The organism is Corallococcus caeni, assembly GCF_036245865.1.
Lineage (GTDB): Bacteria > Myxococcota > Myxococcia > Myxococcales > Myxococcaceae > Corallococcus > Corallococcus caeni.
In genome coordinates this window covers 358,328-375,445 of the sequence record NZ_BTTW01000003.1, presented here as the reverse complement: position 1 = coordinate 375,445, position 17,118 = coordinate 358,328, and the positions used below count along the sequence as shown (strand labels likewise).

General features: G+C 71.1%; 16 protein-coding genes. 12 read left to right on the top strand and 4 right to left on the bottom strand.

What is annotated here, in order from left to right; all coding sequences use genetic code 11:
• Nucleotides 1-148 precede the first annotated feature (148 nt).
• Nucleotides 149-919, top strand: coding sequence for a sporulation protein (locus tag AABA78_RS15805; RefSeq protein ID WP_338263902.1), 771 nt, complete (start codon nucleotides 149-151; stop codon nucleotides 917-919).
• A gap of 90 nt (nucleotides 920-1,009) precedes the next feature.
• Nucleotides 1,010-2,782, top strand: a complete 1,773-nt coding sequence (locus AABA78_RS15800; RefSeq protein WP_171415754.1) for a DEAD/DEAH box helicase — start codon at nucleotides 1,010-1,012, stop codon at nucleotides 2,780-2,782.
• Between the two features lie 55 nt (nucleotides 2,783-2,837).
• Here the strand turns inward: AABA78_RS15800 and AABA78_RS15795 are convergent, their stop codons facing one another.
• Nucleotides 2,838-5,681: a type 2 lanthipeptide synthetase LanM family protein gene (locus AABA78_RS15795; protein WP_338263901.1), complete on the bottom strand. Its 2,844-nt coding sequence runs from the start codon at nucleotides 5,679-5,681 to the stop codon at nucleotides 2,838-2,840.
• A 131-nt stretch (nucleotides 5,682-5,812) separates the two neighbouring features.
• The gene (locus AABA78_RS15790) at nucleotides 5,813-6,010 is read right to left on the bottom strand and encodes a DUF6229 family protein (RefSeq protein WP_338263900.1); all 198 of its coding nucleotides are present in this window, start codon (nucleotides 6,008-6,010) and stop codon (nucleotides 5,813-5,815) included.
• 379 nt (nucleotides 6,011-6,389) lie between these two features.
• Between AABA78_RS15790 and AABA78_RS15785 the strand changes: the two genes are divergently transcribed.
• Both AABA78_RS15785 and AABA78_RS15780 read left to right on the top strand, forming a co-directional pair.
• Nucleotides 6,390-7,859, top strand: coding sequence for a C25 family cysteine peptidase (locus AABA78_RS15785; protein WP_338263899.1), 1,470 nt, complete (start codon nucleotides 6,390-6,392; stop codon nucleotides 7,857-7,859).
• Between the two features lie 15 nt (nucleotides 7,860-7,874).
• Nucleotides 7,875-9,248, top strand: a complete 1,374-nt coding sequence (locus AABA78_RS15780) for a metallophosphoesterase (RefSeq protein WP_338263898.1) — start codon at nucleotides 7,875-7,877, stop codon at nucleotides 9,246-9,248.
• A 3-nt stretch (nucleotides 9,249-9,251) separates the two neighbouring features.
• Here the strand turns inward: AABA78_RS15780 and AABA78_RS15775 are convergent, their stop codons facing one another.
• Nucleotides 9,252-10,451 carry an MFS transporter gene (locus AABA78_RS15775; protein WP_338263897.1) on the bottom strand — a complete coding sequence of 400 codons (1,200 nt, stop codon included), beginning with the start codon at nucleotides 10,449-10,451 and terminating at the stop codon, nucleotides 9,252-9,254.
• Between the two features lie 108 nt (nucleotides 10,452-10,559).
• On the opposite strand from AABA78_RS15775, the gene AABA78_RS15770 reads away from it, so the two are divergent.
• The 4 genes from AABA78_RS15770 to AABA78_RS15755 all read left to right on the top strand — a co-directional run bounded on the left by AABA78_RS15770 (nucleotide 10,560) and on the right by AABA78_RS15755 (nucleotide 12,766).
• Nucleotides 10,560-10,925, top strand: a complete 366-nt coding sequence (locus tag AABA78_RS15770) for a MerR family transcriptional regulator (RefSeq protein WP_338263896.1) — start codon at nucleotides 10,560-10,562, stop codon at nucleotides 10,923-10,925.
• The gene (locus AABA78_RS15765; protein WP_338263895.1) at nucleotides 10,912-11,838 is read left to right on the top strand and encodes an alpha/beta fold hydrolase; all 927 of its coding nucleotides are present in this window, start codon (nucleotides 10,912-10,914) and stop codon (nucleotides 11,836-11,838) included. Before AABA78_RS15770 ends, AABA78_RS15765 begins: the two co-directional genes overlap by 14 nt.
• A gap of 66 nt (nucleotides 11,839-11,904) precedes the next feature.
• On the top strand, nucleotides 11,905-12,276 hold the full coding sequence (locus AABA78_RS15760; RefSeq protein ID WP_338263894.1) for a hypothetical protein: 372 nt from the start codon (nucleotides 11,905-11,907) through the stop codon (nucleotides 12,274-12,276).
• Nucleotides 12,277-12,289: 13 nt separating this feature from the next.
• The gene (locus AABA78_RS15755; protein ID WP_338264294.1) at nucleotides 12,290-12,766 is read left to right on the top strand and encodes an SMI1/KNR4 family protein; all 477 of its coding nucleotides are present in this window, start codon (nucleotides 12,290-12,292) and stop codon (nucleotides 12,764-12,766) included.
• A 15-nt stretch (nucleotides 12,767-12,781) separates the two neighbouring features.
• Here AABA78_RS15755 and AABA78_RS15750 read toward each other — a convergent pair whose 3' ends face one another.
• A complete protein-coding gene (locus AABA78_RS15750; protein ID WP_338263893.1) occupies nucleotides 12,782-13,693 on the bottom strand; it encodes a glutaminase in 912 nt (303 codons plus the stop codon).
• A 70-nt stretch (nucleotides 13,694-13,763) separates the two neighbouring features.
• Between AABA78_RS15750 and AABA78_RS15745 the strand changes: the two genes are divergently transcribed.
• The 4 genes from AABA78_RS15745 (at nucleotide 13,764) to AABA78_RS15730 (ending at nucleotide 17,110) form a co-directional block, all read left to right on the top strand.
• The gene (locus AABA78_RS15745) at nucleotides 13,764-15,158 is read left to right on the top strand and encodes an alpha/beta hydrolase family protein (RefSeq protein ID WP_338263892.1); all 1,395 of its coding nucleotides are present in this window, start codon (nucleotides 13,764-13,766) and stop codon (nucleotides 15,156-15,158) included.
• Nucleotides 15,159-15,278: 120 nt separating this feature from the next.
• Complete coding sequence (locus tag AABA78_RS15740; protein ID WP_338263891.1) at nucleotides 15,279-15,896, top strand: dihydrofolate reductase family protein; 618 nt, start codon at nucleotides 15,279-15,281, stop codon at nucleotides 15,894-15,896.
• Between the two features lie 159 nt (nucleotides 15,897-16,055).
• A complete protein-coding gene (locus tag AABA78_RS15735) occupies nucleotides 16,056-16,688 on the top strand; it encodes a hypothetical protein (protein WP_338263890.1) in 633 nt (210 codons plus the stop codon).
• Nucleotides 16,685-17,110: a hypothetical protein gene (locus AABA78_RS15730; protein WP_338263889.1), complete on the top strand. Its 426-nt coding sequence runs from the start codon at nucleotides 16,685-16,687 to the stop codon at nucleotides 17,108-17,110. Before AABA78_RS15735 ends, AABA78_RS15730 begins: the two co-directional genes overlap by 4 nt.
• Nucleotides 17,111-17,118 lie beyond the last annotated feature (8 nt).

The following is a 17,118-nucleotide window of genomic DNA, read 5'->3' as shown; positions in this document are numbered from 1 at the left end:
CCTCTCCCGTGGTGAGGCTCTACGCTGGTGACGCGCCGGGCCACCCCGCAAGCCGCGCCCGTCCCTCCGGTACAGGGGCCGCATGAAGGGCAGGCAGCCGGGCACACGGGCTTTCGCGAAGCCTCCATCCGGCCTATGCCGTGACGCCATGCCCTTCATGAAGATGCTCGCCCGCCTCGGGATTGGCAGCGCGCGCGTGGACACCCGCCTGGAGCACGACACCGCGCGCGCGGGCGGCGACCTGCGCGGGCTCGTCCACGTGCAGGGCGGCCACACGCCCCAGCGGATCGACCGCATCGACCTGCACCTGATGGCGCAGTACCTCCAGCGCGACAACGACCGCCGCAGCGCGCTCAACGCCGTCGTGCGCACCTGGCGCATCTCCAACCCCTTCACCCTCCAGCCCCGCGAGGAGCGCGAGCTCCCCTTCTCCCTGCGCCTCCCCGCCCACACGCCCATCACCGAGCGCGGCACGCCCGTGTGGATCAAGACGGCGCTCGACATCGACAACGCCCTCAACCCCGAGGACAGCGACCGCATCCACGTCCTGCCCCACCCGTCCCTCCAGACCGTGCTCGACGCCGTGCTGCACCTGGGCTTCCAGTGGCGCAACGCCTACTGCGAAGCCGGCTCCCCGCTGGGACGCGACGAGCCCTTCGTCCAGGAACTGGAGTTCCACTCCGGCCCGGCATGGCAGGGCCCGCCGCGCACGCTCTGCCTCCTGCCGTTCCCCCAGGAGGACGGGCTGGAGCTGATCCTCGACCTGGACCGGGGCCCCCGGGGCCTCACGTCCCTCCTGGAGGGCACGGCGCTGGAGGGGGGCCGACGCCAGCGACTGGTCCTGTCCTCCACGGACCTGTCCGCGGGGACAGGGGCCGTCGCGGCGCGGCTGGCGTCGCACCTGCGCGGCGGGGCCTGAAAGCCCGAAAGGCCCGGGTCTTCGTACAGGCCTGGACGCACGTGACTTCCCAAGTCCTCCGCCCGGCGCGGAAGTGGTACAAGCCGCCGTGTGAAAGCTCCCCCGCCTCCTGCTGCCCCCGAAACCCCCACCTTCGACTCCCTCGGACTCAAGCCCGAGCTCGTCGAGGCGCTGACGTCGCTCGGCTACGAAGAGCCGACCCCCATCCAGGCCGCCGCGCTCCCGCCGCTGCTCGCCCAGAAGGACCTGCTGGGCATCGCCGCCACGGGCACCGGCAAGACGGCCGCGTTCTCGCTGCCGCTGCTCCAGCACCTGAAGCCGGGCGCCGCCGGGCCGCACAGCACCTCCGCGCTGGTGCTGGTGCCCACGCGTGAACTGGCCATGCAGGTCTCCGAGGCCATCCACCGCTACGGCCAGAAGCTGGGCGTCAGCGTGCTCCCGCTCTACGGCGGCCAGGAGATTGGCCGGCAGCTGCGCGTGCTCAAGCGCGGCGTGGACGTCATCGTCGCCACGCCGGGCCGCGCGCTGGATCACCTGCGCCGCAAGACGATGAAGCTGAACCAGGTGCGCACGGTGGTCCTGGACGAAGCGGACGAGATGCTCGACATGGGCTTCGCGGACGACCTGGAGGCCATCCTCTCCGAGACGCCCGAGGAGCGGCAGACGGCGCTGTTCTCCGCCACCCTGCCCCCGCGCATCGCCAGCATCGCGGAGCGCCACCTGCACGAGCCGGTGCGCGTGCGCATCGAGAAGGAGAAGCTGGAGGCCGGGGAGATGCCCCGCGTCCGGCAGACGGCCTACATCGTGCCGCGCGCGTTCAAGATCGCCACGCTGGGGCGCGTGCTGGACCTGGAGTCCCCCACCGCCGCCATCGTGTTCTGCCGCACGCGCACGGAGGTGGATGAGCTCACCACGTCCCTCAACGGCCGGGGCTGGCGCGCGCACGCGTTGCACGGCGGCATGAGCCAGGAGCAGCGCGACCGCGTCATCAAGCAGTTCAAGTCGCAGGCGGCGGACCTGCTCATCGCCACCGACGTGGCGGCGCGAGGCCTGGACATCCCCCGGCTGACGCACGTGGTGAACTTCGACGTGCCCAACGCGCCGGAGGCCTACGTGCACCGCATCGGCCGCACGGGCCGCGCGGGCCGCGAGGGCGTGGCCATCACCCTGCTGGAGCCCCGTGAGCACCGGCTCCTGCGCAACATCGAGCGGCTCACCGGCCAGCGCATCGAGGTCACCGCGGTCCCCACCGTGTCCGACCTGCGCGCGCGCAGGCTGGAGATGATCCGCTCGTCGCTGCGCGAGACGCTGGTGGGCGGCGAATTGGATGGGTTCCGCGGCATCGCGGAGGACCTGTCCAGCGAGTTCAGCGTCATGGACGTGGCCGCCGCCGCCATCAAGCTCCTCCAGGAGAAGGAGGACGAGGGCAAGGAGTCCACCGAGCAGGACATCCCCCAGGTGTCCGCGCCGACGGAGCGGAAGTTCCCGCGTCCGGAGCGCTCCGGGCCTCCGGGCCGCGGCGGTGAGCGCTCCGAGCGCCCGGCGCGCGCCCCCCGCCAGGACCGGGAAGAGCGCGGCGGCGACCGGGCAGCCCCCGCGCGGCCGCAGCGCGCGCCGGAGTGGAACGTCACGCGCCTGTTCATCGGCGCGGGCCGCACCGCGGGCATGCGGCCGGCGGACCTCGTGGGCGCCATCGCGGGCGAGGCGGGGCTCGAGTCCTCGCGCATCGGCGCGATCCACATCGCGGACATGTACTCCATCGTGGAGGTGCCGGAGCCGGATGCCGCGCGCATCATCTCCGCGCTGAAGGGCTCCACGCTGCGCGGCCGCAAGGTGACCGTGCGCCGCGACACCCGCGACTGATGCCCCCTGTGTGTCACCGGCCCCGCCAGGAGCGGGCCGGTGACGCACGCACGCCTCAGGGCGCGTCCGGGTCCATGTCCGGCGCGCGTCCCAGCAACAGCGGCGACACGAGCCGGCTCTCCGGGTGCATGCGCAGGAGCGTGTGGATGACGCCGCCCAGCCCCGCCATCAGCCCGGGGGAGAAGGCGTCGCGCGCGAGCCCCGCCACCGGACCGCGCGCCTCCAGGCCGGAGATGAGCTCCGCGTCCAGCACCTCCCGGTCCGGCCCCAGCGGCGCCGAGGACAGCCGCCGCGCCGTCTCCAGCAGCTCCCACAGCCCCAGGTCGCCGTGGCACAGGGTGTGGGTCCAGCCGAAGCCCTCACGCACGGCCGCGGCGCGGGCCCGCTGGAACAGGTCCCCGTAGCGCGCGGCCCCGGTGCGGGCGAAGAGGTCCGCCGCCGCCAGGCCGATGCCCGTGCTCCCGTGGCACCAGGTCGTGAGCTGATCCGTGGCCTCCGGGCGGCGGAGGTCCGTCCAGTTGCCCAGGTCCGGCCGGTAGAGGCCGTCCACGAAGTCGAAGGCGCGCTCGGACAGGCTGCGCCACCGCCGCCGGTCCGCCGCCGTCCCCGCCGCGCTCAGGCCCAGCCGCGCCAGCGCCCAGGCGATGCCCGCCGTGCCGTGCGCGAAGCCGCCGATGGGCTCCGGGAACATCGACGTGGACCAGCGCGCGTCGCCCGCCACGCTGCGCGCCGTGTCCTCCAGCCGCCGGCCCGCGTGCGCCGCGACGTCCAGCCACTTCGGCTCGCCGGTCTGGTCCACCAGGTTGAGCAGCGGGACGATGACGCCCGCCACGCCGCCCAGCACCTCCAGCAGGCCGTCCGCGTCCAGCACCTGGGGCGTCAGCGCCGCCGCGCGCTCACGGGCCCGGTCCAGCGCGCCGGGGACCGTGCCCAGGTCGTGCAGCGTGGACCAGATCCACACCTGCGACGCCAGCCCGGAGAAGCCGCCCGGATTCTTCACCGGCACCCGGTCCTCCGTGGCGCGCAGCACCGCGAGCGCACCGTCCAGCAGCTCCGGCAGGCCGTCCACCGCATCCGCGCGGCCGTGGTCGACCTCGCGCAGGTACTGGGCCAGCACCACCGCGACGCCGCCCTGCCCGCTGTAGTGCTCGGCGGAGAGCGGGCGCACCGCCCAGCCGTGCTCGGCGAGCACCGGGCTGATCCACGTCGCCGTCCCGTCCGGGCCCCGCACGGCCGCGTCACGCACGCGGCGGACCAGTTTGGACAGCTGGGCCCGGCGCCGCGCATCCAGGTGCTCGCGGCGCGCGGGCGTGGCCGGCGCGAGGACGCGAGGCGGCACGGTCTTCTCGTTGAGGTAGGCGCTGATCAGCGTGCTCTGGATGGTCATCTCCTCCAGCGACTCGTCCACCGAACGCCAAGCCTCCAGCGCGGCGTCGAGCACGCTCCGGGTCACGGGCTGGGTGAACACGGGGATGTCCCCCACGCACAGGTCCGCCAGCTCCTCGTCGATGACGGGCGTGGCGGAGGGCGCGCCGGGGGACACGTCGGCGTTCTTGCGCATCACGTCCCGCGCCCGCGCGTGGGCCCTGGGCGCGTCGTACAACGAGGCCGGGTGCCAGAGCATGCGCAGCAGCTCCGCGTACGTCTGCGTGGGCCGCAGGATGCGCCGGACCATCGCGCCCGTGAACGGCTCCAGCAGCGGGCGCAGCCCTCCGTCCGCGTCCAGCGCCTTCATCCGCGCGGTCAGCTCATGAAAGCCCTCCACGACCTGGTCCCAGTGCCGCGCGAGCACGGGGTCCGGGCTGGGGTGGTTCTTCGCGTGCGGGCGCTCCATCAGCGCCATGCCCAGGTGGGCCCCGTCCGTGCCACCGCCGACGATGAGGGGCGCCGGGATGCGCGGCTGCTGGCCCGGAAGCGAACCCGCCGCGGAGATGTCCAGACCGCCCAGGCCCGGGCCGCCGCTGCGCACGGGGAGCAGGCCCGTGCGCAGGACGGTGCCGCGGATGGCCTTCGCGGCCAGGTCCACCGCCAGCCCGCGCTCCGCCGGAGGCACGGGCGGATCCGGGGTGAAGAGGCTCTCCACGTCCACCACCACGGGCACCGGCCCGTGCGCGATGAGGTTCTCCGAGTGCAGGTCCGTGCCGCCCAAGAGGCGCATCACCGCGAGCCAGTGGCCCAGGTTCCGGTAGAAGCGCGCGAGCTCGGCGTCGTTCGCGCAGAAGCGGTGCTCCACGAACTCCGCCCAGCCGTAGCCCGCGCGCACCAGCACGGACGGCACGCGGATCCGCGAGGCTTCCTCGTCCGGCGCCAGCACGCGCGCGAGCAGCCCGTCCAGCGCGCGATCCACGCGCATGCAGCGGGGCTTGTAGAGCACCGTGCCCGCTTCCAGCTCCAGCAGCGCCACCGTCTGACCGCCCCGGTGTGCATCCCCCTCCCCCAGCCGCAGGCGCTTCAGCGCGCCGCGAGGACGGCCGGGCAGCTCCGTCAGTGATTCGCGGTCCGCGACGAACCGTTCCGCCAGCCGCAGCACCGCCTGGGTCTGGAGCCGGCCCAGCGTCGCCAGCCTGTCCAGGAGCGGCGGGTAGCGTCCGCGCAGGTGCGTGTGGAAGTCGGAGGTGCAGGCCTGCTCCAGGAACTGGGCCCACCGTCCCGGCGGGTCCGCGGCGTCGAGCCGTCCCTCCAGCGACGCGGCGTGCAGCTCCAGCAGGAGCACGCGGTTGAGTTTGAGCTGGGCGCTGAAGCCCAGCGCCTCCCGGACGGCGGCCTCCACCACGCCGCGCTCCGCCGGGGAGAGGCCCTCCATCCGCGCCAGCCGCTCCGCGAGCGAGTCCAGATGCGGCGCCAGCAGGACTTTCACGGGGCGCGCGAGCCATCCCTCGGGAGGGACCTCGGCAGCCATCGACGCTTCCTCGTGGACCATGAGGGGGGCTCCCTGGGGGTGGGGACCGGAGATGGGGACGGCGGGAAACCCTCCGGCACCGCGCACGGAGACCGGAGGGGGGATTCATGCGGACGGGGGTCCGCGATGGATCAACAGCAGAACGCGGTGGTGGAGGCGGTGCAGCTGCTGCAGCCCGTGTCCGCCACCAGGTTGGACTCCGTGAGCGCCTGTTCCGTGCGCGCACCTCCCACGAACACCGGGCCCGCCGGGTTCGTCATGCCATGGGACTCCTCATCACCGGACAGCCAGCCCTGCACCACATCCTGGACCGAGGCCTTCTTCGTCATGAGTGCTCTCCCTTGCGGCCGGACCCGCATGGCGAGGGGTGCCAGACGTGCCGGACGCGGAGCGAACGTGAACACAGACACGCCCTGCAATGCCAGACGCGACAAGTCAAAGTCAGACACAACACAGAGGCATGCGTCCGCACGCCACAAGTCCAGTCCGGCTCGAATGAGACGTAAGGGATTGCCACGACGCCGCGGCCGGTCCCTGCCCGAGAGGACGAGGGGGCTGTGGACCAGAGGACACGTCAGCCCTGGGGTCGGAATGCGAGCCCGCCACGCGACACCACCTGCTCACGAACGCCGAGGGCCGGACAGCCGAGCCCCTGTCGGCTCTTTCCAGGTCGGCGGGGAGGCCTAGGATGGAGGCGAGGAGGTGAACGTGGAGCGCCCCATCCCCAGCCCGGAAGATCCGCTGATCCTCAACGGCATCGACGGCGTCACCGGGCAGTACCTGGTGCCGCCCATCGAGCTGCCGGCGGCCGCGGAGGTGGCGGAGCCCCGGGGCGAGGCCGCGTACTTCGAGGCGTGGAAGAAGTGGCTCGAGTTCCTCCCCATGCGCGTCTCCTTCGGCCTGCCGCCGGACGCGCCGCCGGAGGACTACACCCAGGCCGGCTGGGGCGTGGTGTTCGCTGCCTCCGCCTCCGACGAGCTGCGCAAGAGCCTGGAGCCCCTCATCGCCCACCGGCGCGCGCGCGCGGAGACGGACCGGCTCCACGTCCTCACCTACCAGGCCGGCGAGACGGCGCATCAGTTCCTGGAGCGGTACGGGGCGCCCATCGGCGACGTGGAGCCGACCGCCGTGCCCTACTACCTGCTGCTCGTGGGCGGGCCGGACGTCATCCCGTTCGACGTGCAGCACTCGCTCTCCCTCTCCTACGCCGTGGGCCGGCTCTCCTTCGACACGCCCGCGGAGTACGCGCGCTATGCGGACAGCGTGGTGGCGTATGAGACGGGCGACTCCGCGCCCAACCACCGGCAGGTGAGCTGGTGGGGACCCAAGCACCCCGGGGACCGCTCCACGGAGCTCAGCGCGGACAGCCTCGTCACCGCGCTGGCCCGGGGCGCCACCGCGGATCAGGCACCGCAGCCGGCGAAGACGGTCGCCGCGAAGCTCCGCTACGCCAGCCGTGACGCCATCGAGGACGACGCGACCCGCGAGTGGCTGCTCTCCGCGCTCCACGGCCAGGAGGTGCGCCCGGCGGTGCTCTTCACCGCGTCCCATGGCGTGGGCTTCAAGGCGAATGATCCGCTCCAGCTCACGAAGCAGGGCGCCCTGCTGAGCCAGGACTGGAGCGGCTTTGGCGCGATGGCGCCCGCGCACTACGTGGCGGCGTCGGACATCCAGGACGACGCCCGGCTCCATGGCCTGGTGGCGTTCTTCTTCGCCTGCTTCGGCATGGGTACGCCCGCGCATGACGAGTTTCCGATGAACGCCACCCGGAGCGGCGAGGCGCTCGCGAGCGCGCCCTTCGTCGCGGCCCTACCCCGGCGGCTGCTGGCCCATCCCAACGGCGGCGCGCTGGCAGTGATTGGCCACGTGGAGCGGGCCTGGGGCTTCTCCATCCGGCCCCTGCAGATGACGCAGACGACCCTCCACCCGTTCCGCAACACGCTCTGGAAGATCATGGCGGGCATGCCGGTGGGCCACGCGCTGCGCGACTTCCGCGACCGCTTCTCCGCCGCCAACAACATCCTGCTGACGCACCTGGACGCCAACACGTCCAACGGCAAGCTTCAGCCGCGCGAACTGCTGCACCGGTGGATTGAACGCAACGACGCTCGCAACTACGTGGTGCTCGGCGATCCCGCCGTGAGCATCCGGCACAACGACCTGCAGGCGCTTCCCTGAAAGGAGCATGGACCGATGCGAACGCTCATCCTCAGCGACCTTCACCTCGGCAACGGAGGCCCCTACGACATCTTCGCGGGCGCCGCCGAGCTGCCCGCCCTCTTCGACTCCTTCACGGGCACGCCCACCCATGTCGTCCTCAACGGGGACAGCTTCGACTTCCTGCTCAACGACGACCCGCTGGCGGTGGATCCGCGGCGGACGCTGGAGCAGGCCCGGGCGCTGGTGACGTCCGCGGCGACCGCGCCCGCGCTGAAGGCGCTCGGGCGGGTGCTGGCCGCGGGAGGCCAGGCGACGATGGTGGTGGGCAACCATGACCTGGAGCTGGCGCTGCCGGACGTCCAGGGGGTGATCCGCTCGGCGCTCGGGCAGCCGCCGGACGTGGCTTCGCGGTTGGAGTTCCGGGACGGCACCGCGCCCCTGCGACTGGAGGTCGGCGGGTCGCACGTGCTCGTCACGCACGGCGAGCACACCGACGTGGCGAACCGCATCGACTACGACTCGCTCCTGTCGCCGGAGCGGGCGAACCGCTTCCGGTATCCGCCGGGCTCGGTGCTGGTGAAGACGCTGCTCAACCCGCTCAAGCACCAGCACCGCATGCGGTACATGGACCTGCTCAAGCCGGACTTCCAGGGCGCGGTGATGGTGGCGCTCGGCGTGAAGCCGGACGCGCTCAAGGTCCTGTTCAACGCCGGGACGCTCACGCTCATCCGGCGCCTGCTGGAGAACCGGAGCCTCGCGCCGGCCTTCGCGCTCGAGCCGATGGACGCGGTGGGCGCGTCGGACGCGGACGCGCACCTGGCGCGCGGTCTGGCGCGGGTGGACCTGAAGGACGACGAGGTGGAGGCGTTGCTGTCGGTGATCGACCCGGAGAAGCTCAACGCCTTCGACAACCCGGAGGCCCTGGGCCGCGCGCGGCTGAAGCTGGCCAAGGCGGGCTTCGCGCTCTACGCGCGCCTGCACCGCGCGGTCGCCGGCAGGAGCGGTACGGACTACTTCGCGCTGGAGCCTGGGAAGGACGAGCTCGCGGAGACCGCGCGGCTGGGCAAGAAGTACAACCCCCAGGCGGTGGTGATGGGCCACACGCACGCGGCCCGCTGGCACGAGGGCGACGGGCCGCTCTACGCCAACACCGGCACGTGGATCTCGCTGCTCCAGCTCCCCGCCCCGGAGGCCTCCGACGAGGAGTGGGGCGAATACCTCGCGGAGCTCCAGGGCAATCCATCGCTGGACCCGGCGAAGCAGAAGCACGCGAAGCTGGAGCAGCGCTTCACCTTCGTGGAGGTGGAGCCCCACGCCTCCGCGAAGGGCGCGACCCTGCGGCTGTCACAGTGGACCGCGCAGGGCCCGAAGACCCTTCGCAGCGCGGAGCTTCCGTCCGCGAGCTGAAGCTCAGCGGGAGAGCTGGGGACGGTCCGCCACGGCGGACAGCACGCCGTGCACCACGGTCAGCAGCACGGCCACCGCGAGCATGTAGGGGGCGATGAACTGGAGCCCCCAGCGCTCCGCGATGATGCCCGCGAGGCTCGGCAGGGCCGCCACGCCCGTGGTCGCCGCGCTGACCTGGAAGCCCACTGCGTGATGGGAGACGTCCAGCCCCACGCGGCGCGGCGTCTCCGACATCAGGACCGGGAAGATGGGCGCCAGCGCGAGCCCCAACAACACCAGCCCGAGCGCGGGCGGTAGCGACGGAATCGCGAACAGGAGCGCGCCCACCACCGCCAGCACCGTGCTCCCGCGCAGCATCCGCACGGGTCCGATGTGCTCGACGACGAAGCCGGAGAGGATGCGCCCCGCCAGCAGGCTGCCCCAGTAGAGGCTCACGAAGGTGCCCGCCGCGGCGGTGTGCAGGCCCCGGCCTTCGGTCAGCACCGTGAAGCTCCACTGGCCCGCCGTCACCTCCAGGCCCGTGTAGAAGAAGAACGTCAGGATCTGGAGCCACACGCGGGGACGGCGCACGGCCTCCATCGCGGACGCGGCAGGCACATCCGCTCGTGGCGCCTCTCCCGGCGTCGCCTCCGGCGCGCTCCACATCCGGCGCATCACCAGGAACGTCAGGGCCAGCGCGCCCAGCACTCCCGCGATGACCGCATAGCCCGTCCGCCAGCTGGCCCCCCGCGCGAGCAGCGCGGTCATCAACACCGGACCCAGCGCGGCACCGACGCTGTAGGCCGCGTGCAGCCAGCTCATGTGCCTGGGACCGAAGTTCTGGGCCGCGTAGTTGTTGAGCGCGGAGTCGATGGCGCCCGAGCCGAAGCCGATGAAGCAGGCGGCGGCCAGGAACAGCACGAACAGGGGCACCGTCGCGTAGCCCGTGAGCCCGAGCACCACCGAGCCGGTGCTCAGCGCCAACAGCAGCCCCAGGTTCATCGCCCGCATCAGCCGGCCCGCGAGCAACCCGGAGATGAAGTACGTGACGGCCGCCGTCCCGAGGATGGAGCCCATCATCGCCTGCGACAGCCCGAACGTGCTCCGCAGCGACGGCCACGCGACCCCCAGCACCGCGTCCGGCAACCCCAGGCTGACGAACGCCAGGTAGGCAAGCGTGAGAAGCGCGGGACGCGGACGGGGCACGGGCGGGGACAGGCTCACGCGGCGCACCCTAGAACGCGGTCACGCATCTCGTCGGTCACATTCGCCCGCCCGGTCTTGACCTTGACACCAGTGTCAGGCCCTAGCGTCCGGCTTCAGGAGAGCAGGATGAACATCGGAGAACTCGCCCGGCGCACGGGCAGCAGCGCACGCTCCATCCGCCACTACGACAAGGCCGGGCTGCTCGCCTCCCACCGCCGCGACAACGGCTACCGCGACTTCGACGAAGCCGCCGTGCCCCAGGTGATGCAGGTGGCCCGGATGATCCGCCTGGGCTTTTCCCTGGAGGAGATCGCCACCTTCCCGCGCTGCATGCTCCAGCAGGTCACGGACGCCATCTGCCCGGACGCGCTCGCGGCCCACCGGGAGCGTCTGGCGGAAGTGGAGCGGCAGCTCTTCGACCTCGCGCGTCTGCGCGAGCGCCTCCTTGCCGTGCTTCCCCCCAACGAAGGAGTCCCCCATGAACCGTCGTGACGTGATGAAGACCGCCCTGCTGGGCGCGGGCCTGCTGCCAGGAGTCGGGCTCGCGGTCACGCCCGTGAAGGCTCCGCGCAAGGCCAGGACGTTCCTCCTGATCCACGGCGCGTGGCACAACGCCCTGCACTGGACGCGCGTCTCGGAGGCCCTCTCCGCGAAGGGGCACCAGGTGGTGGCCATCGACCTGCCCGGCCACGGCCTCAACGCGCGCTTCCCCGCGTCCTATCTCACGGGCGACACGGCGCGCTTCAAGGAGGAGCGCTCGCCCCAGGCGGACCTCACGCTGGACGACTGCGCGGACGCGGTGGTCGCCGCATTGGAGAAGCTCCAGGGTGGTCCCAGCAAGCCCGTGCTCGTGGGCCACAGCGCGGGAGGCACCGTCATCACCCGAGCGGCGGAGAAGGCCCCGCACCTCATCGGGCGGCTGGTGTACCTGAGCGCCTACGTCCCGCTGCGACTCCAGAGCGCCAGCGGCTACGGCGCCCTGCCCGAGGCCCACACGCCCTACAGCGAAGCCCTCTTCATCGGCGACGCCGCGAAGGTGGGCGCGGTGCGGATCAACCCGCGTGGCGACGCGGCCTACCGGGAGGCCCTGCGCGCGGGCTTCTACCACGACGTGGATGAAGCAGCCTTCCTGCCCTTCGCGCTCACGCTCACGCCCGACATCCCCCTGTCGCTGTGGACGGGCAAGGTCGGCGCCACGAAGGAGCGCTGGGGCCGCATCCCGCGCAGCTACCTTCGCTGCGCCCAGGACCGCGCCCTGGCCCCCGCGCTCCAGGACCTGATGATCCGCGAGGCGGACGCCTTCACGCCCGGCAACGCCTTCACCGTGGACACGCTGGACTCGTCACACTCGCCCTTCGCGTCCCAGCCCCAGAAGCTGGCCGCGCTACTGAACGGCCTGCGCTGAAGCGGGTGTGTCGGTGCCGGCCGGTACCGTGCCCAGCATGACAAAGGCTGCGTCTGGCTCGCGGACGTGAAGATGGACTTCGACGGCAACATGTTCCGAGCGGGGAGCCGGTTCGGCATCGCCAACTGCTGCTGTAACTACCCAGCGCTGAGCGTCAGCCAGAACGCAACGGCACGGAGCCGATGGGAGTCCATCCGGGATGGGTTCCGCGAGCGATGGGCGGAGAAGTTCGGCCAGTGGCCGACTGACGCCAGTGGGAACAACTACCCAGCCCACCACATCCGCGACCTCAAGCACGGTGGCAACCCGACCGACTGGGACAACATCATCCCCTTTCCCGCCGACCTCCATTCCGGCCTGAATCAGCTCTACAACCAGTGCTACGCAGGACAACCCCCGTGGACGAGCGTCGGGGTCAGCCATCCCTACGGAGAGTAGCCACATGCCGACGATGACCGAACTTCTCGACGCAGTGGCAGCCCAGCACTTTCCGCATCCGCCCGCGACGGAGGCAGCGGTCGATGCGTTCGAACGTCGAATGGGATGGCGCCTGGATCCGGACCTGCGCGCTTTCTACACGCGCTTTGATGGAGCGAGGCTGTTCCGCGGTTCCAACGCGCCGTACTACATCCTGCCGCTCGCGGAGGTGCGGCGTGCCCGGGTCGTCATGTCCCAATCCGACACTGACGCGGCGGGTCCTTCGGATTGGTACACGGTGTGCCAGCTCCAGGACAGCAACTATGCGCTCCTGGATGTGGGGCAACAGACGCATGGGCGCTATCCACTCCGCGACGGCTACCGCGAGGGATTTCCGGACCCCTACTACTGCCCGGTCATCGCCAGCTCGTTCGCGGAGTTCCTGGCGGGCGCATTGGCGTCCGGTGGGCGGTCCTATTGGCTGAAGGCCCTCGAAGAACAAGGCCAGTGAACCCAGGCCCGGCCGTCAGAAGATGGACAGGCCGGTCAGCGTCGTGAACCGATCCAGCGCCTCCACGCCCGCCACCGAGTTGCCCCGTGCATCCAGCCCGGGGCTCCACACGCACAGGGCGCAGCGGTTGGGGATGACGGCGATGATGCCTCCGCCCACGCCGCTCTTGCCGGGCAGCCCCACGCGGTAGGCGAACTCTCCCGCCGCGTCGTACGTGCCGCAGGTGAGCATCACCGCGTTGACCTGCTTGGCCTGGCTGCGCGTGAGCAGCCGCACACCATCCGCACGTTGCCCGTGACGCGCGAGGAAGCCGCACGCCCGCGCCAGATCCGCGCAGCTCATCGCCAGCGAGCACTGCCAGAAGTAGTGCTCCAGCACCTCCGGGACAGCGCTCTCCATGTTGCCGTAGCTCGCCATGAAGTGGGCCAGCGCGCTGTTGCGGTGGCCGTGCTCCGCCTCCGACGCGGCGATGACCGGATCGAAGTCCACCAGCGGGTTGCCGCTCTCCGCGCGGAGGAAGTCCCGCAGCGTGCCGCGCGCATCCCCGGTGAGGCGCTGGAGGCGATCCGTGATGACCAGCGCGCCCGCGTTGATGAACGGGTTGCGCGGGATGCCCTGCTCGTACTCCAGCTGCACCAGTGAGTTGAACGGATTGCCCGACGGCTCCTTGCCCACGCGCCGCCACAGCGCGTCCCCGTCCCGCGACAGCGCGAGCGCCAGGGTGAAGACCTTGGAGATGCTCTGGATGGAGAACGGCTCGCGCCAGTCCCCCACGCCGTAAACGTCCCCCTCCACCGTCGCGAGCGCCATGCCGAAGCGGTGGGGATCCACCGCCGCCAGCGCCGGGATGTACGTCGCCACGCGGCCCTGCCCCAGCACCGGCCGCACCGCGTCCCAGACCTCCGACAACACCGCCTGGTAGTCCATGTGCCGCCATCCTCGTCCGGAACGCGCGGGGTGGCTTTCAGAAAATCCGCGCCGCGGTGTCTGCTGGGGCATGCGCTTGTTTTCGACCACGCTCCTGGCCCTCTCCCTCCTGGGCACCCTCCCCACCGCGTGCTGCAGCAACCCCAGTCCGTCCACGAACTCCTGCCAGACCCCGGACGAGACGCCGACGGACCCCGGCTCCGTCCAGGTGACGCAGCTGGGCTCCGGTGAGTTGAAGGCTGTGGGCCAGACGTGGCCCTACCAGTTGCTCAAGCTGGAGGTGCCCGGCCGTGCCGCCACCTATGCGCAGTGGTTCCCGCCCCGGAAGCCCGGCGTGTCCCCCGTGGTGATGATGACCAAGCCCTATGACGGCATCGCGTGGACGGGCGAGGCCGTGGACGCGAAGTGGGCCGCTCGCGGCGCCGGCATCCACCCCGACGACAGCGAGCCGCACCACGGGCCGGGCTCGTCGCCCATCGCGTTCACGCCCACCACGCCGGAGACCATCTCGGGCGAGGCATTCGTCTACCTCTTCCATGACTTCGGCGTGCTCGCCGTCTTCGGCCGCTTCTACGCGGGCGGCGACCTCCAGAACGACCGCGACGACATGAACGCGGGCCTGCGCTTCCTGGCCCAGGCCGACAACGTGGACACCACGCGCATCGGTATCTTCGGCGGTTCGTGGGGCGGCTACGAGGCGCTCTACGCGGCTGCGGATGCTCCCGCCACGGTGGTGCCCAAGGTGGGCGTCGCGCTGTCCCCGCTGTCGGACTTCGCGCAGGAGGTGGACTACGTGAGCCGCGTCGTGCCGTCGCGCGTGAGCGACCCGACGATGCGCTCGCGCTACCAGCAGTTCTTCGAGCCCTACTTCCGCCGCATCTACGCCACCACCGGCGGCGACCCCATCACCCCCGGCACGGACTACACGCGCTGGACCGCCGCCCACCTGGCCAGCACGGTGCAGACACCGTTCCTCATCCTCCACGATGACTGGGACACCCTCATCCCCGTGGAGCACACGCGCGCGCTCGTCTCCCAGGCTCCGCAACGCTTCACGCCGATGTACTTCCAGAACCTCGCGGCCGTGGACTGGAACACCCTGTCCCCTGATCATGGGCCGCTGCTCGCCACGCACGGCAGCGTCGTCATCACCCTGGGCGTGGGACACCTCATCGTGAAGCTGGGCGCGGCGGAGCAGCTCCTGTTCATCCCCCACGCGCAGGGCACCGTGCGCGCGTGGCTCCAGGGCGTGCGCGCCGCCCAGCAGCAGGGTCGCGACGTGAGCGACGTGGCGCCCCGCCTGCTGGAGCTCACCGACCCGCGCGTGCAGATGCTGGAGGCCTCGCAGGGCACGCTTCAGCCGGGCGCCGCCTTCGTCGCCCAGGAGCTCAACGCCGTCTGGGGCACGACCTTCACGGAAGCCAACGTGCGCTCAGCGCTAGCTACTGGCGTCCCGACGCCCTGAGTCAACGCACGCCCGCTCGACTCCCACACCCCGAAAACGCCACCGTGTCGATCCGCGCGCGGCCCATTCGTCGCCAATTTGGACGGGCGGATGGACTGCCCGGAAGGGACGGATGCGACCATGGAACTGACGGTGACGGAGTTCGTGACGCTGGACGGAGTGGTGCAGTCACCGGGAGCCCCGGAGGAAGACCCGGGCGGCGGCTTCACCCACGGCGGCTGGGTACAGCCGCATTCCAGCCCGGAGTTCGGCGCGCACGTCGTCGACATCTTCAGCCGGGCGGACGCGTTCCTGCTCGGGCGCAGGACGTATGACATCTTCGCGGGCTACTGGCCGAAGGTGACGGAGCCGGGCGACCCCATCGCCGGGCCGCTCAACTCGCTGCCCAAGTACGTGGCGTCCACCACCCTGCGCAGCGTGGATTGGGCGAACTCGAAGCTGTTGGACGGAGACACGGTGGAGGCAGTGCGCCGGCTCAAGGCCCTGCCCGGCCGCGAGCTGCAGGTGCATGGCAGTGGCGGCCTGCTGCAGACCCTGCTGGAGCACGACCTGGTGGACGTGCTGCACCTGCACGTCTTCCCCGTGACGCTGGGCAGCGGCCGGCGCCTCTTCGGGACGGGAACGCAGCCCCGCACGCTGCAGCTCGCCGCGTCGCGAATCACGCCCAACGGGGTGGTGCTGCTCACCTACCGGCGCGCCGGGCCCCTGCGGACCGGCACCATCGGACAGCCGGACTGAGGCGCTCCGCGCTCACGCGTCTGCATAGCGTGAATTTCACGTTTTCCGGTCATGGTACGTTGTGCCATGCCGGACTCCCGCCCTCTCTTACGTGATGCCAGCCTTCCCGCTCCCCGCGTCTCAAGGGGCATCAGGGAAGGCATGGTGCCTTTGGTTTGGATGGCAGCGCTCACGCTGTTCGTGGCGTGCGGCGGCTACTCGTATCTCCGGGATGGTAACGGGACGTACTTCGGGGTTGAGGTCCGCGACGGCCGCGAGACTCCATGGGTTCGTGGGCCGTGGCCTGTCATCGCCTCTTCCGTCGAAGCGGATGCCATCATCGACCAACTGTGCGCCCCGCTCATGGAGTTGCCTGCCGCCGCGCCACCTCGCGGCGACTACGGCCAGGAGTACTGCGGGGTCATCTACTCCCATGAAGGCCGCTACTATGCATCCTGGCCCGCCGCGCTGGAGACGCGACGCCTCAGCGCCGAGAACAGGGACTTCAAGGACTGCCGCGTGCCCAAGAAAGTAGTGGATGAGCGGGGGCGGACAGCAATCCTCGCGGACTACCACACCCACCCGTGGCGCTACTCGCCGCTATCCATCCAAGACCGCTGGAAATCGCGCCAGCGGTACTCCTTCCGCGTGCAGATGGACGCTACGTGCGCCGTGCAGATGTATATCCCGTACCTTGAGCAGGGGCGCCCCGGGGAGGTCTACGCGCGACAGGGACGTCGCTGGGTGCTCATCGGACGCGTCGTGGACAAGGCGAGCGGCATCATCCAGCCTGTGCCGGAGGGCTCCCGATGACACGCGCGTCGCTGCTTGTTCTGTCGCTCGTTGCGTTGAGCGGGTGCTCCCTGTTCCAGCGTTCGATGCGCCCACCGCATGCGCCTCCCGAGGAGGCCCAGAAGTTCGTCTTCCCGCCCCTGCTCTTTCAGGAGGGCAGGACGACACTCCTCAGTGGGGACCTCGCGACCGCCGTCCAGCTCGCGATGGATGATTTTCTCCCCTTGGACCGCAAGCCGCCCAAGGACGCAACGCCGGTTGAACTGTGCCTCTTCCGTCGCGACATCTATCAAGTGTCGGTGGAGCAACTGCCGGATGGAATCATCCTGGTCGGCATCTACGCACACACCGAAATCTGCGACCCGAACGACACCGCCACGGGTGCCGGCGGGCTCTACGCCATCGATGTGCGACGCGGCCTCATCGTCGCTCAGCAGCGATAGGGTCTCGC